Source organism: Agrobacterium sp. MCAB5 (assembly GCF_052114365.1).
Lineage (GTDB): Bacteria > Pseudomonadota > Alphaproteobacteria > Rhizobiales > Rhizobiaceae > Agrobacterium > Agrobacterium tumefaciens.
Window position 1 is genome coordinate 308,408 of record NZ_JBFREP010000004.1, and the last position, 13,007, is coordinate 321,414.

Annotated in this window: 15 protein-coding genes; all 15 read left to right on the forward strand. The window is 58.3% G+C overall.

The window, feature by feature from the left end; translation table 11 throughout:
- The first annotated feature begins 18 nt into the window (after nucleotides 1–18).
- The 15 genes from AB4Z23_RS12300 (at nucleotide 19) to AB4Z23_RS12370 (ending at nucleotide 13,006) form a co-directional block, all read left to right on the forward strand.
- Complete coding sequence (locus AB4Z23_RS12300) at nucleotides 19–363, forward strand: hypothetical protein (RefSeq protein WP_441360207.1); 345 nt, start codon at nucleotides 19–21, stop codon at nucleotides 361–363.
- Nucleotides 323–1,891 carry a phage terminase large subunit gene (gene terL, locus AB4Z23_RS12305; RefSeq protein WP_441360208.1) on the forward strand — a complete coding sequence of 523 codons (1,569 nt, stop codon included), beginning with the start codon at nucleotides 323–325 and terminating at the stop codon, nucleotides 1,889–1,891. The genes AB4Z23_RS12300 and terL overlap by 41 nt, the downstream gene beginning before the upstream one ends.
- Nucleotides 1,891–3,993 (forward strand): portal protein, encoded by a 2,103-nt coding sequence (locus tag AB4Z23_RS12310; protein ID WP_441360209.1) that lies wholly within the window; start codon nucleotides 1,891–1,893, stop codon nucleotides 3,991–3,993. The genes terL and AB4Z23_RS12310 overlap by 1 nt, the downstream gene beginning before the upstream one ends.
- An 18-nt stretch (nucleotides 3,994–4,011) precedes the next feature.
- A complete protein-coding gene (locus AB4Z23_RS12315; protein WP_441360210.1) occupies nucleotides 4,012–4,317 on the forward strand; it encodes a hypothetical protein in 306 nt (101 codons plus the stop codon).
- Complete coding sequence (locus AB4Z23_RS12320; protein WP_441360211.1) at nucleotides 4,314–4,583, forward strand: hypothetical protein; 270 nt, start codon at nucleotides 4,314–4,316, stop codon at nucleotides 4,581–4,583. Before AB4Z23_RS12315 ends, AB4Z23_RS12320 begins: the two co-directional genes overlap by 4 nt.
- Entirely contained in the window at nucleotides 4,584–4,904 is a 321-nt protein-coding gene (locus AB4Z23_RS12325; protein ID WP_441360212.1) for a hypothetical protein, read from the forward strand.
- 76 nt (nucleotides 4,905–4,980) lie between these two features.
- A complete protein-coding gene (locus tag AB4Z23_RS12330) occupies nucleotides 4,981–5,838 on the forward strand; it encodes a hypothetical protein (protein ID WP_441360213.1) in 858 nt (285 codons plus the stop codon).
- A gap of 261 nt (nucleotides 5,839–6,099) precedes the next feature.
- Nucleotides 6,100–7,314, forward strand: coding sequence for a P22 phage major capsid protein family protein (locus AB4Z23_RS12335; RefSeq protein ID WP_441360214.1), 1,215 nt, complete (start codon nucleotides 6,100–6,102; stop codon nucleotides 7,312–7,314).
- 207 nt (nucleotides 7,315–7,521) lie between these two features.
- On the forward strand, nucleotides 7,522–7,707 hold the full coding sequence (locus tag AB4Z23_RS12340) for a hypothetical protein (protein WP_441360215.1): 186 nt from the start codon (nucleotides 7,522–7,524) through the stop codon (nucleotides 7,705–7,707).
- A 4-nt stretch (nucleotides 7,708–7,711) separates the two neighbouring features.
- Entirely contained in the window at nucleotides 7,712–8,428 is a 717-nt protein-coding gene (locus AB4Z23_RS12345; protein WP_441360216.1) for a hypothetical protein, read from the forward strand.
- A gap of 2 nt (nucleotides 8,429–8,430) precedes the next feature.
- Nucleotides 8,431–9,900, forward strand: coding sequence for a hypothetical protein (locus AB4Z23_RS12350; RefSeq protein ID WP_441360217.1), 1,470 nt, complete (start codon nucleotides 8,431–8,433; stop codon nucleotides 9,898–9,900).
- Nucleotides 9,897–10,220: a hypothetical protein gene (locus AB4Z23_RS12355; protein ID WP_441360218.1), complete on the forward strand. Its 324-nt coding sequence runs from the start codon at nucleotides 9,897–9,899 to the stop codon at nucleotides 10,218–10,220. The genes AB4Z23_RS12350 and AB4Z23_RS12355 overlap by 4 nt, the downstream gene beginning before the upstream one ends.
- 5 nt (nucleotides 10,221–10,225) lie before the next feature.
- Nucleotides 10,226–10,969, forward strand: a complete 744-nt coding sequence (locus tag AB4Z23_RS12360) for a hypothetical protein (RefSeq protein ID WP_441360219.1) — start codon at nucleotides 10,226–10,228, stop codon at nucleotides 10,967–10,969.
- Nucleotides 10,951–11,616, forward strand: a complete 666-nt coding sequence (locus AB4Z23_RS12365; RefSeq protein ID WP_441360220.1) for a DNA transfer protein p32 — start codon at nucleotides 10,951–10,953, stop codon at nucleotides 11,614–11,616. Before AB4Z23_RS12360 ends, AB4Z23_RS12365 begins: the two co-directional genes overlap by 19 nt.
- A complete protein-coding gene (locus AB4Z23_RS12370) occupies nucleotides 11,609–13,006 on the forward strand; it encodes a hypothetical protein (RefSeq protein WP_441360221.1) in 1,398 nt (465 codons plus the stop codon). Before AB4Z23_RS12365 ends, AB4Z23_RS12370 begins: the two co-directional genes overlap by 8 nt.
- Nucleotide 13,007: the final 1 nt, after the last annotated feature.

The following is a 13,007-nucleotide window of genomic DNA, read 5'->3' on the forward strand; positions in this document are numbered from 1 at the left end:
TGGTTAGGTGAATTTAATATGGCCGGCAGACCTCCCAAAGAGAAGTCTTTCGCCAACATGCTGAGGATCGCGATCAACGAAGCTTCGGATGCTGGCGGAGGAACCAAATTGCGCGCCGTCGCTGAGGCTTTGGTCAGCAAGGCAGTAGCCGGTGACGTGCAGGCCATCAAAGAGGTGGCCGACAGGCTTGACGGCAAAGTCACGCAAGAGATTAGCGGGCCCGATGGTGGTCCTGTTCAAATCGATCTAACAGGTTTCGAGGATGACGAGCTCAAAGCTTTCGCCGTATTCTGCGCCAAGCTTGCCGGCGCATCCAGCGACGATGCTGCGGCTGATACGTCTGGAGCAGGCGAGGAGGGCTAAGGACACCGAGCGCGAGACAATCGCGAGAGATGCTGAAATCATCCGGGGCAAGTGCCAGTCTCTTGAAGGGTTCATTGAAGAGTTCTGGACGGTACTGGAGCCGACGCGCCCGCTCAAGATGGGATGGGCTCTCAAGGCAATGTGCAAGCATCTAGAGGCGGTCACTGACGGTGACATTCAGTTCCTGCTGATGACAGTTCCTCCGGGGATGATGAAGTCTCTCCTGATGGTCTTCTGGACCGGCTGGGAGTGGGGACCGATTGGTCGACCTGACATACAGGTGCTGGCCACGTCCTACAGCCAGCCGAACGTGCTGCGCGACAACATGAAGCTTCGCCGGCTGATCGAAAGCGAGAAGTTCCAGGCGCTTTGGCCTCTCAAGCTACGTGATGACCAGAACGCCAAGGGCAAGTTCGAAAACACGGGCAACGGGTTCAGTGAAGCCAGACCGTTCAGTTCAATGACTGGTGGTCGTGGCGACCGGGTAAAGGTTGACGATCCCCATTCGACCGAGACAGCCGAAAGCGATGCTGAGCGCCAGACGGCAGTTCGCATTTTCCGGGAAGGCATCTCTGACCGTCTCAATGACGTGACCAGTTCTGCCATCGTCATCATCATGCAGCGACTGCACACGCAGGATGTCGCGGGTGTGGCGCTGGAACTCGACATAGGGTTTGTGCACCTCAGCCTGCCGATGCAATTCGAATGCGAGCGGGTGGACGCCCACGGGCGAAAGACGGGCGGTGCGTGCCGGACATATGTGAAGGGCAAACTGTTCTTCGAAGATCCGCGGACGCAAGAAGGTGAACTGCTGTTCCCCGAGCGGTTCCCGGGCGAAGAAGTTCAGCGCCTCAAGAAAAGCAAGGGCTCGTATGCGTGGGCCGGTCAGTACCAGCAGCGCCCGGCGCCACGCGATGGCGGCATGTTCAAGCGTGAATGGTTCGCTGACAGGTTCGTTGATAGCGCCGATAAAGACACCGTCTGGGTCAGGCATTGGGACTTGGCGGCCAGCAAGGGCAACACGTCGGCAAGGACGGCGGGTGTGAAGCTCGGGCGACAGCCTGACGGATCTTTCGTTGTTGGCCACGTCGCCAAGACTAGAAGCGAAGGCCACGCAGTCCGTCAGTTGATTACCATGACGGCCGAGGTCGACGGGATCGGGGTTTACATCTCCTTGCCTCAAGACCCCGGGCAGGCGGGCAAGGTTCAGGCCCAGGACTACGTGAAAATGCTGGCAGGATACTCTGTCACCGCTCAGCCGGAGTCCGGTGACAAGGTGACGCGTGCAGAACCGTTCGCCGCTCAGTGCGAGGCAGGCAACGTCTATCTGCTGCGCGGGCCATGGAACGAAGAATATCTGGATGAGCTGTGCATGTTTCCCGGCGCATCGATCAAGGACCAGGTTGACGCCTCGTCCGGTGCTTTCGGCCGTCTCCTGAATGTTCAGGCCAAAACGAAGGTCACCCTTCCTAACAAACCGAAACTCAATCTTTCCGCTCACTCGGCGGCGCAAGGCTGGATGGGATAATGGCAACGACTGATCGCGATACCGCAGCAATCGTGCAGGAGGCAAAAGACCGCCACAAGGATTGCGAGGATTGGGAAAGCGAAGCCCGCAAACGCTTTGTGGAAGACCTGAAGTTCTCCAACGCCGACCCGGATAATGGCTGGCAGTGGCCGGATGAGTTGATGAAGTCGCGCGTCGGCCAGCAGAAGCCCACGCTGACGATCAACAAGACCCGTCAGCATAACCTGCAGATCACCAATGACGCCAAGCAGAACAAGCCAGGAGTGACGATCCGCGCGGTGGGCGATGGATCGACTTACGAATCTGCCCAGATTATGGAAGGCGTGGTTCGCCACATCGAGTACCAGTCCAACGCGGAGGCCGCCTACGACACTGCGTCTGATTTTCAGGTGCAGGCTGGCATAGGCTACTGGCGCATCGTGACGGATTACATTTCCGACGACAGCTTCGACCAGGAGATATACATCCGTCGGGTGAAGAACCCGCTTTCGGTCTATCTTGACCCGCATATCAACGAGGCGGATGGATCAGATGCCCGGTTCGGTATCGTCTACGAGGATGTGCCGCACGACCAGTTCAAGAAGGAATACCCGGAGCACGCCGATCTCATCGGGACTCCCGCCCTTGGCAACACGGATGGATGGCTCGACAAAGAGACGATCCGCATTGCCGAGTATTACAGGAAGGACCAGAAGAAGGACACGCTGTGTGCCTTCATCGTGCCTCCTCCGTATGTCGAAGCTGGCCAACAGATCATCGTCCGCAAGTCAAAAATGACGGATGAACAGAAAGCCATCTACCAGTTGGTCGAGAAGGAAGACACGACGCTCACCCGTCCGATCGTCACCGACGAGATCACATGGTTCAAGATTGCCGGCTCGAAGGTGATTGATGAGCGCCCGTGGCTCGGGAAGTACATTCCGATCGTCCGCGTCGTCGGTGAAGAGACCATCATTGAGGGCAAGCTCGATCGCAAGGGGCATACCCGCGCGATGAAGGATGCCCAGCGGATGTACAATTACTGGGCCAGCGAAGGCACGGCGCAGGTCGCTCTGCAAAGCAAGTCGCCGTACATCGCTCCGGCAAAGGCCATCGAAGGGCTTGAGGAGTATTGGGCTGGCAACAATCTGGATGCCAAGGCCATACTTCCGTACAACTCGGTGGACGAACAGGGCAACGCGATAGCTGCGCCCCAGCGCCAGCAACCGCCAACGATGGCTTCCGCTTACATCCAGGGCATGAATATCTGCCAAGAGCAGATGATGATGTCATCTGGCCAGTACCAGAGCCAGTTCGGACAGAACGAAAACGCCGTGTCGGGTCGCGCGATCAATGAGCGTCAACGTCAGGGCGACCGGGCGACCTATCACTTCATCGACAATCTTGCCGCGGCCATTCGCTTCACTGGCAAGATCATGATCGACCTCATCCCGAAGATTTACGACACCGAGCGCGTGATCGAGATCATCGGCAAGGATGGGGAGAAGACGGAAGTCCAGATCCAGCCGGGTCATGAGCAAGCATACCAGGAGCAGAAGAAGGAAGGCGAGGAAGTCGCGGCCATCTTCAACCCGAATGTCGGCCGGTACGACGTGATTTCCGATGTCGGCCCGGGTTACGCAACGCGCCGTCAAGAAGCCTTCAACGCTATGACGCAGATCGCAACGCAGAACCCAGCATTCATGAATGTTGCCGGCGACCTGATGTTCAAGTCTGCCGACTTCCCGCTGGCTGATGAACTGGCTGAGCGTTGGGCACGCACCATCCCGCCGGCAGTCAAGGGCGATGCGCCGCCTCCAGAAGTTCAGCAGATGCAGCAGCAGATGCAGACGATGCAGAACGCCATCGCCGCGTTGCAAGAGAAGCTGACCAACAAGGATGCTGACCACAACATCAGGTCTTACGAGGCCGAAACGAAGCGCATTACCGCAATCGGCAATAGCGGCCCCACGATCTCGCCCGACGAGATCAGGCCGGTATTCATGCAGTTGATGGCTGAAATGCTCTCAGGAGGCGCGCCAGAAGGCGAGGAAGACCAACAGCAGCCACAGGGCATGCAAATGCCTCAGGCGCAGCCACAGATGCCCGTACAGGCGGCGTAAAGCCGAAAGGTCGCAACAATGCTTCTGCAAATCCGCTCCGGCGAAGTGCCGGAACTCATCCAGCATACCGCCAAGGAAATCGCTGGCGCCTTCTATGACATGAACCGGACAGATCAGTTCCGCGCTCAGGCCGGGACACAGCGACGGTTCGTCAGGATGCACTGGAAGGATCACATCCAGACAGCGATCGATAGCCTTGTGGGCGTGATGGCGCTGCCCGGCACCACAGAGCACGTCAAGCAAGAAATCTATGACGCCATCACCGAGTTCAACGACCGGGCAAGCGAGAAGACGCCCGAGCTTTCATTGAGGAACCTGCAATGAGCCACAAGTCATCCATGAAGCCGGTCGCCAAGGCGGCTGGCAGCGCAAAGGCTGCACCAAAGACGGTGTCGAAGCCCACCCCCAAGCCTGCCAGCGTCAGCGGCCCAGCAATGGCCGACGAGAAGCGGTGGAAGACCGAGGATGCGATGCGGACGATCATGCGCGCCGAGGAACTCAAGAAAGACAAATCGCTGATGCGCGACGTCAGCGCTATGGCGAAGGAGCAGGCTGCAAAGCTCTCCGGCCTGTGCGGGAAGGGCAAGTAAATGGCAACTGTTGGCATCGCTCTATCCGCCATCAGCAACAAGGCAAGCTCCGGCCTCAATGCCGTGATGCCTGTTGCGGACGCAAATGCAACAGCATCGGCAACCGTTACATCCAGCGCGTCGTCTCAATCTCCCAGCGTCACCGTACCTTCTGATGGCAAGCAGTACTACTGGTCCATCACGGCTTCCGGCAACAACGTCTGGGTGACGTTTGGTTCTAGCCCGACCGCTGTTGCCGGAACCACATGGCTGATCGTTGACGGCACGACGTGCGACTTCGCAGCATCTGCCGGCCAGAAGTGCGCCGTTATCGACGGCTGATAAACCAATCCCGACACGGCGGGTAACCGTGGCTCCGCACCTGCGCGGCTCGCAGGGCTAACCGAAATGGTGAGATATGTCTGATATCGAGCAGATGGGCACACAGGCCCAGCCTGAAGGCGAAGCTGTGGCAGCGAATACCGGTGCGGAGAACGCAGCGGATAATACGCATGAAGAAGTCAACGCCGAAGCTGGCCAAGAAGGCGGCGAGGGCGGTGAACACAGCGGCGGGAATGCCGCCGAAGGTCAGGAGCAGGCCGAAGAAAAGCCGAAACAAAAGAAGCCTTTATCGTGGGAAATGAAACGTATCCACGAAGAGACGAACAAGCGCCGGGATGCAGAGCGTCGAGCGCAGGAGCTCGAGGCCCAGCTTTCTCAGTACCGGACTGGCAATAATGCTGGTCAGGAAGCGCAGGAAGGCGGGGAACAACCGTCGATCGATGATATTCGCAGGCAGACCCGTGATGAAATCCGTCGAGAAGAGACGCAGCGGCAGGAAGCCGAGAGGCGCAACGCGGCTTGCAACAACGTTTTCGAAAAGGGCGTTGCGGAAATCGCTGACTTCGTGGATGCGCGTGACACTCTGGTGACGGCGTTCGGGCATGAGATCAACAGCCGCCCTGAATTCCTCGACGCGATCACGGAACTCGACAATGGCCACCAAGTCTTCGCAGAACTCGGCCGCAATCCAGACGAAGCCGAACGCATCCTGTCTCTTCCTCCGGTTCGAATGGCGCTGGAGATCGCGAAGCTCGGCACGAGGCTGTCGAAGCCCAATACACCCACGCCGAAGCCTGTTTCCAAGGTGCCGCCGCCGGTAAACCCTATTGGCGGCAAACCGACGGAATCCAATGTCCTCGAAGATCCTGACGCGGATCAGGACAAGTGGAGCCGTGAATTCCTCAAGCGGTTCTCTGAGCGGAACCGCGGATAATCAGATACGTGGTCGTTATCGCTGCGACGTCCACGCGAACCCAACCGCAGCGAAGCCGCAAAACACAAGGGGCGGCGACAAAGCGCCCCAGTGCAGACTGACCCGACCTGACGGGCAAATCAGGGCTTCCGGTGACTGGTCCGTATCCAGGCATTCCGCCCAGCTTCACTTAAGCGGTCTCGGGCTCCGCAAATCGCCACAGCGAAAGGACTGTGGCTAACCCCAAAGGCCAGTCGGCCGAAGCTCCAAGGAACCCGGAAAATGTCAAATGCAATTCTGACGATCGACATGATCACGCGCGCCGCTGTGTCGCTGTTCAAGAACTCCAATATGTTCATCCAGAACATCAACACCCAGTACGACGACCAGTTCGCCGTCGACGGTGCCAAGATTGGTGATTCCCTGCGTATCCGTCTGCCCAACGACTTTACCGTCCGTACCGGCACGGCCCTCCAGGCGCAGGACACCTCCGAAAAATACACTTCCCTGACCCTCTCCACCCAGCAGGGTGTCGACGTGTCGTTCTCGACCGCCGAACGCACTCTGAAGTTGGATGACTATGCGGATCGCGTTCTCGCCCCCATGGTCAACAACCTCGCTGGCGCCGTTGCCCTGAACGTCATGGGCAGCGTCGAAGGCAGTGTCTGCAACTTCGTATCCAACGTCGATGGCTCGGGCAACATCATCTCCCCGACCGCTGATACGATCCTTCAGGGCAAAGCCGCTCTGGAATCCAACTCGGCGCCGCAGATGCCTGGCCGCAAGGTGGTGATGGACGAATACACCGAAGCTCGCGTGGTCTCTACGCTCTCCGGTCTGTTCAACCCGTCGCAGGAAATCTCCCAGCAGTACCGCACCGGTTCCATGAAGAACGCTCTGTCGTTCGATTGGTACATGGACCAGACCGTCATCAAGCACACCACCGGTTCGTTCACAGCCGGCACTGTGAATGGGGCGAGCCAGACCGGCAACACTGTCGTGACGAATGCGATCACTGGCACGCTCAAGAAGGGTGATATCATCACCATCGACGGCGTCTTCATGGTCAACCGTGTCACGAAGCAGACCACCGGCAAGCTGCGTCAGTTCGTTGTGACGGCTGATGTAGCAAGCGGCGCAACGGCGATCCCGGTTTATCCGGCCATCGTCCCGTCCAATGGCGGTAACGCTGTGCAGTACCAGACTGTTGATGCCTCTCCGGCCAACAGCGCGGCTGTCCGCCTCGCCAACAAGCCGAACGAAGTCTATCGCAAGAACATCGCCTACGCCCCGGAAGCGGTCACGCTTGCCACGGCCGACCTTGTTCTTCCGAAGGGCGTTCATGAAGCGGCCCGCCGGTCTCAGGACGGCATCTCGCTGCGCATGATCACGGCTTACGTGGTTGGCACCGACCAGCTCGCAACCCGCCTCGACGTCATCTACGGCTACACCTGGCCGCGCGGTGAGTGGGCGTCGATCATCGCTGACAAGATTTGATTGCTCGGCCATGCCGACGATCTATCTCAAGCTCAACAAGCCGGGGCGGTCTAGCGGTCGCCCCGCGTCTCCCGATTACCCGAAGCGCCTATATCACCGGACCACTGGTGACAGCCAGGACGTGGAAGGCCCCGAGGAAGAAGAAGCGCTCGGCCCTGAGTGGGGCGGCGCGCAACCCGATGTCCGCTATTCGCGAAGGAAGGACACATGACCGAGTTTCAGGAATATCCGAAGGCAGTCTATCACCCGGAAACGAACGCGATGTTCACCGTGCATAACGCCGATGAAGAGGAAACGGTCACTTCCGAGTGGACCGACGCTCCAAAACTTCCCCTGCGCTCCACGGCAGCCACCAAAACCGTGAAGCGTGCAGCCACCAAAACCGTGAAGTGAACCAATGTCGACAGCCCGCGATATCATCATTGATGCCCTCAAGGACGCGGGCGCGATCGGCGTAGGTCAGACCGCGACTGCAGAAGACGCGAACGATGCGCTGCGCAGGTTAAACGCCATGCTGGCACAGTGGGCGCGCCGACGGTGGCTCGTCTATCATCTGGTCGATGTGGCGTTTCAAGCCGATGGCTCTCAATCATACTCGATTGGTGCCGGCGGTGATCTGGTCTATCCGCGTCCGGACAGCGTCGAGGCGGCGTTCTTCCGTCAGAACGTTGGCGTTCCCGGCAATCAGGTCGACTACCCCCTGACGGTGCTGACGTCGAGGCAGGATTACAACCAGATATCCCTGAAAGCCATGCAGTCGTTCCCCGCCGTGCTTTTCTACGATTCCGGTTATCCGCTAGGCAATATCTTCATCTGGCCGATCCCGACGAACCTTTACGAGATTCACCTGTCTCTCAAAGCGGTTCTCCCGAGTTTCGCCAACCTGACGGATGAGGTCGTTCTGCCACCGGAATATGAGGAAGCCATTCGCATGAACCTTGCAGTTCGCCTCAAGGTCATGTTCCAGCTTCCGCCTGATCAGGCACTGAATGTTCTTGCGAACAAGGCTCTTGAGACGATCAAAAACGCCAACGCCCAGATCCCCAGCCTGCAAATGCCGGTTGATCTGATCCGGGGTGGTATCTACAACGTGTTCAGCGACAGGTCTGATTGAATATGGCTCGTATTCCACTTCTGGGCGGCGCGTATCAATCGCGGAGCCTGATCGCGGCTGCGCAGCGGTGCGTCAATCTTTACCCTGAGGTGAACCCACCTGAAGGATCGCCGCCTGTCCCGGTCACACATTACCCGACCCCTGGGCTGCGGATCGTAACGCAATCGCCCACAATCGGCCGCGTGCGAGCTTCGTATCGTGCCACCAATGGTGACCTCTATGTGGTCGTGAACGCGCCCATGCAGAGCATCGTATATTTTGTTTCTGATCAATTCGTCTGGTCGGCTCTGGGGACCATTCCGCTGGCGAACTCACCGGTTATCTTTTCCGATAACGGGCTGGCAATCGTCATCGTGGACGGAACAACCGTTTCCTATGCGATCGACATGGCGCCGCGCACATTCGGGACGATCAGCGCCACAAATTTTTACGGCGGGGCGTGGGTCACGTATCTTGATACGTTCTTCATCTTCAACCGGCCCGGCACGGCGCAGTTCTACATTTCCGGCTCGAATGTCACCTATGCCATGCTCGTCGGCGGCACAGCGTTCGATTCCCTTGACATAGCGGCAAAGACCGGATCGGCTGATGATATCGTGGCTGTTTCGGCAATCCATGGTGAGTTGTGGCTCATCGGTGAACTGACAGCCGAGATTTGGGCAAACACTGGCGCGGCCGATTTCACCTTCGGGCGAATTCAGGGTGCTTTCTGCGACCACGGCTGCGTTGCCCCGTATTCATTGACGCAACAGGATATCTATCTGTTCTGGCTTGCTCAGGACCGGCAGGGGAAGGCGGTCGTTGTTCGAACGGAAGGTTACGGCGTCAAGCGGATATCGACGCATGCGATAGAAGCCGACATTCAGTCATACGCCACGATTTCGGATGCCATCGGCTACTGCCATCAGATCGACGGGCATGCGTTCTACGTCCTGTCCTTCCCAGACGCGAACAAGACATGGGCTTACGAACTGGCGACAGGCCAGTGGCATGAGCGCGCCTCGATCGACGGTAACGGGAAACTCAGCCGACACCGTGGCAACTGCTTTTCGTATGCTTACGGACAGTCTCTCGTTGGGGACTACCAGAACGGTGTTCTCTATGCCTACGACCAAAACTATTACCTCGACGGCAATGTGCCGATCCCGCGCGTCAGGACGTTTCCCCACTTGGTGAATGACGGCCGGCGCATGCAGTACAACCAGTTTATCGCAGATATCGAGGTTGGTCAGACCGGCGGCAACATGACGACCAACCCATGGATCATCTCGCTCAGGTGGAGTGATAACCGTGGCGCATCGTTCGGAAATGCCGTCACGCAGTCCATGGGCTCCGGTGGTCAACATCTGGTGACGCCGCAATGGCAGAGGCTTGGTTATGCGCGCGACCGGGTATTTGAATTGTCGTGGTCGGCTCCGGTCCGCACCAGTTTGAACGGGGCGTGGGTGACGGCTCAGAGGTGCGCAACGTGATTGATCCGGTTGTTCCAAATTCCAATCAGCCGATCTCAAGCAACGGGCTTGTGACGCCGATATGGCAGAGGTTCTTCAATGCCCTCATACCACTCGCTGGCGCGGTCGCGCCGGTTACCGCTGGGTCATCGCCAGTTACCTACCAGGCTAGCCAGCGCGGCACCATGTCGATTTCTGGGGGCACCCTGACGTCGGTGACACTGACCCGGGCTGGAGTTTCGGTTCCTTTCGGTACATCACGCGTCATTCCGATGCTCAATGCAGATACGGTCACCGTTTCGTTTTCTGTCGCCCCGACCATCAACTTCTTGCCGGGGTAACCAGCATGATTGACGAAAATCTATGCATCCGGCGGGAGTTCTCGGCGGAACGAATTAATGCTGTCATTAATCACCCTGAGGTCCGCCCCTATGTGGGGTTTGCGGACCAAGGACCGGTTGATCTGTCGGACGCCGTTGCCCACCCGCTGAACTTCCTCCTGATGGGGGAGGGCGGCGGGTTTTTTCTGCATAACAGAGGGAATGGCGTCTACGAGGTTCATTCTCAGTTCCTGCCCGAGCATAGGGGGCGCAACGTCGTCAGATGCCTGCGCGATGCGGCACACTGGATGTTTACCCGAACCGATTGCGTCGAGATCGTCACGCGGGTACCTGATGGGAATGTGGCGGCCGATGCACTGACCCGCCTTGCCGGGTTTTCGCTTCTTTACCGTCTGGACGATCAGCAGGCGCAGTCAGGATGCGCTGGCGGTGTAAAGTTCTACCGCTGGGACGTCCTGTCGTGGATATCGTCCGCTCCTCGTATCGAGGCGGTTGGAGCCGATATAGCCGAGAGGATCGGTGGACCATCGATCCCTGTGCTGCACCGACATGTAGGGGCGCTTATCGCAATGGCCTCTCACGGGCAATCTGGGAAAGGCGTGGCGCTGTTCAACAGCTTCGCGAGGCTCACGGGCTTTGCTCAATCAAACGTCATTTCTGCAAGCCCTGTGGTACTCGCCATTGGTCAATCGCTCGTGTCCATAGACGGACAATCGACGGAGGTAATTTCATGCCAGCAGCAGCAATAGCCGTCGCCGGGGTTGCCAGCGCGGGCGCTTCCGTTATCGGGGCAAAAAAACAGGCGAAAGCCGCAGAGAAAGCGTCTGATTCACAGATGGCGATGTATCAGCAGACCCGTGAGGATTTGCTGCCATACAACGAGGCTGGACAGCTCGCTCTGAACAAACTCACCGGTCGCATGGATGAGCTGACATCCGCAATCCCATTGCAGCTGATGGACCAGGCAGCGTTGGAGAAAACACCCGGCTATCAGTTCAATTTGGCGCAAGGAATGAAGGGTGTCCAGAACAGCGCTGCCGCACGTGGCCTCGGCAGTTCTGGCGCCGCTTTGAAGGGAGCCGCGACATTCGCGACAGGCTTGGCTGACAGCACGTATCAGAACCAGTTCAACAATGCTTTGTCGAAGTGGAATACAGACGTTGCCAATCAGAACAATGCCTATAACCGCCTTCTCGGCGTATCCACCCTTGGTCAAAGTGCTGCGGCGCAGACCGGCGCCTACGCCACCCAGACAGGGCAGAACGTGGGCAACAGCCTTATTCAGGGCGGCAACGCTCAGGCAGCTGGCATCAATGGCGCTGCGAACGCGCTCAGCAACGGTGTGAACTCGTACATCGGTTACAATTATCTGACGAAGGGCGGCATGTATGGCTGAGGTCGACACTTCCTTCTATCCGAAGGCAAACCCGAACGCGCTGCTTGATACGCTCAGCACGACGGCCACAATCAAAAACCTTGCCGAGCAGAACAAGCTCTTGCAGCTTCAGCAGACCCGGCAAGGGATCGATACCGAGCAGGCGAAAGTCAATCTCGCTCACCAGCAGTTTGGCATTCTGTCACAGACGCTTGGCTCCCTTGCTCAGGATCCGCGGATCGCTACTGCGGAAGGTCCGGGGATCCTGCAGTCGACGACGCAGCAGTTGATCAAGCAGGGTATCCTGTCTCCAGAGATGGCGAACGAGGAAATGGGGGCCATTCCGCCAAATCCCGCGGATATCCCCCAGTACCTCCAGAACTTGAACGTGCGCGTCCAGAGTGCTGCGGATCAGTTCGGCAAGATTTATGGCTCGCCCACGATGGTCGACAATGGTTCGTCCATCACACCGGCAACCATCAGCCCGATTACAGGTGTCAGAGCGATTGGAGCGCCCATTCAGCAGACGCTTGGACCGGCCCAGCGCGGCGAGTTGGTGCAGACCACAGACAACCAAGGCCGCACGGTTCTGGTGCCAAAGGGCCAGATACTGGAACAGGCAGGCGTCAATCCGCTTACAGCAACCCCAGAGCCCGCGCCACAAGGCAATATGTTGGCGCCTCCGCCGCAGCCCGTGGAACGCGGGAATCTCGCACCAGTGCAGCAGGAACCGCAGCGTCCATCCGTTGGTGTTGTTACGTCTCCGGCCGCAGGGCAGATCGAGGCCCAGTCCCGAACAGCGCAGGCGTCAGCCGACCGCTACTCCGATGATACTGCGCGTGAGCGCACCTATCAGCAGGAAGTTCTGCCGCTTGAGAAAGCACTGCCGGCACTTGAAGCCCTCGGCACGACCGGAACCGGTCCTGGCACTGAGCAGCTTCAGGAAATCAAATCGTTTCTCACATCGATGGGCGTCATCAACCCAAGCGAAGAACTGCAAAACTACGACGAGGCGCGTAAGTATCTCGTCCAGTATGCGAGAGGCGCAGGCGACACCGGCACGAACGACAAACTCGCAGCAGCCTTTGCCGGAAACCCGAGTCTTGGCATCTCAAATGCCGCGGCTGTGGATGTTGTCAAAACGGCGCTATCGCTGCGGCGCATGCAGAATGGTCAGGTCCGAGCATTCATGCAGACCGGGTTACCGGAATCGTCCTACGCAAAGTGGTCAACGGAATGGAATGCTCAGAACGACCCGGTCGCATACGGCTTCGACCTGATGAAACCATCGGACCGCGCAAAATATTTCTCAAAACTGTCTGAGGGCGACAAGAAGAAATTTCTGTCTTCTCTCCAGAATGCAACGTCTCTGGGCCTCGTTGCCCCTCCCTCCGTCAACAATGGTGGATAAT

What these genes read in the sequence shown, in the direction of transcription:
- AB4Z23_RS12320 (WP_441360211.1), top strand. Translation starts at nt 4,314, where the DNA reads ATGAGCCACAAGTCATCCATGAAGCCGGTCGCCAAGGCGGCTGGCAGC.
- AB4Z23_RS12340 (WP_441360215.1), top strand. Translation starts at nt 7,522, where the DNA reads ATGACCGAGTTTCAGGAATATCCGAAGGCAGTCTATCACCCGGAAACG.
- AB4Z23_RS12315 (WP_441360210.1), top strand. Translation starts at nt 4,012, where the DNA reads ATGCTTCTGCAAATCCGCTCCGGCGAAGTGCCGGAACTCATCCAGCAT.
- AB4Z23_RS12325 (WP_441360212.1), top strand. Translation starts at nt 4,584, where the DNA reads ATGGCAACTGTTGGCATCGCTCTATCCGCCATCAGCAACAAGGCAAGC.
- AB4Z23_RS12370 (WP_441360221.1), top strand. Translation starts at nt 11,609, where the DNA reads ATGGCTGAGGTCGACACTTCCTTCTATCCGAAGGCAAACCCGAACGCG.
- AB4Z23_RS12300 (WP_441360207.1), top strand. Translation starts at nt 19, where the DNA reads ATGGCCGGCAGACCTCCCAAAGAGAAGTCTTTCGCCAACATGCTGAGG.
- AB4Z23_RS12365 (WP_441360220.1), top strand. Translation starts at nt 10,951, where the DNA reads ATGCCAGCAGCAGCAATAGCCGTCGCCGGGGTTGCCAGCGCGGGCGCT.
- AB4Z23_RS12345 (WP_441360216.1), top strand. Translation starts at nt 7,712, where the DNA reads ATGTCGACAGCCCGCGATATCATCATTGATGCCCTCAAGGACGCGGGC.
- terL (WP_441360208.1), top strand. Translation starts at nt 323, where the DNA reads ATGCTGCGGCTGATACGTCTGGAGCAGGCGAGGAGGGCTAAGGACACC.
- AB4Z23_RS12360 (WP_441360219.1), top strand. Translation starts at nt 10,226, where the DNA reads ATGATTGACGAAAATCTATGCATCCGGCGGGAGTTCTCGGCGGAACGA.
- AB4Z23_RS12330 (WP_441360213.1), top strand. Translation starts at nt 4,981, where the DNA reads ATGTCTGATATCGAGCAGATGGGCACACAGGCCCAGCCTGAAGGCGAA.
- AB4Z23_RS12310 (WP_441360209.1), top strand. Translation starts at nt 1,891, where the DNA reads ATGGCAACGACTGATCGCGATACCGCAGCAATCGTGCAGGAGGCAAAA.
- AB4Z23_RS12350 (WP_441360217.1), top strand. Translation starts at nt 8,431, where the DNA reads ATGGCTCGTATTCCACTTCTGGGCGGCGCGTATCAATCGCGGAGCCTG.
- AB4Z23_RS12335 (WP_441360214.1), top strand. Translation starts at nt 6,100, where the DNA reads ATGTCAAATGCAATTCTGACGATCGACATGATCACGCGCGCCGCTGTG.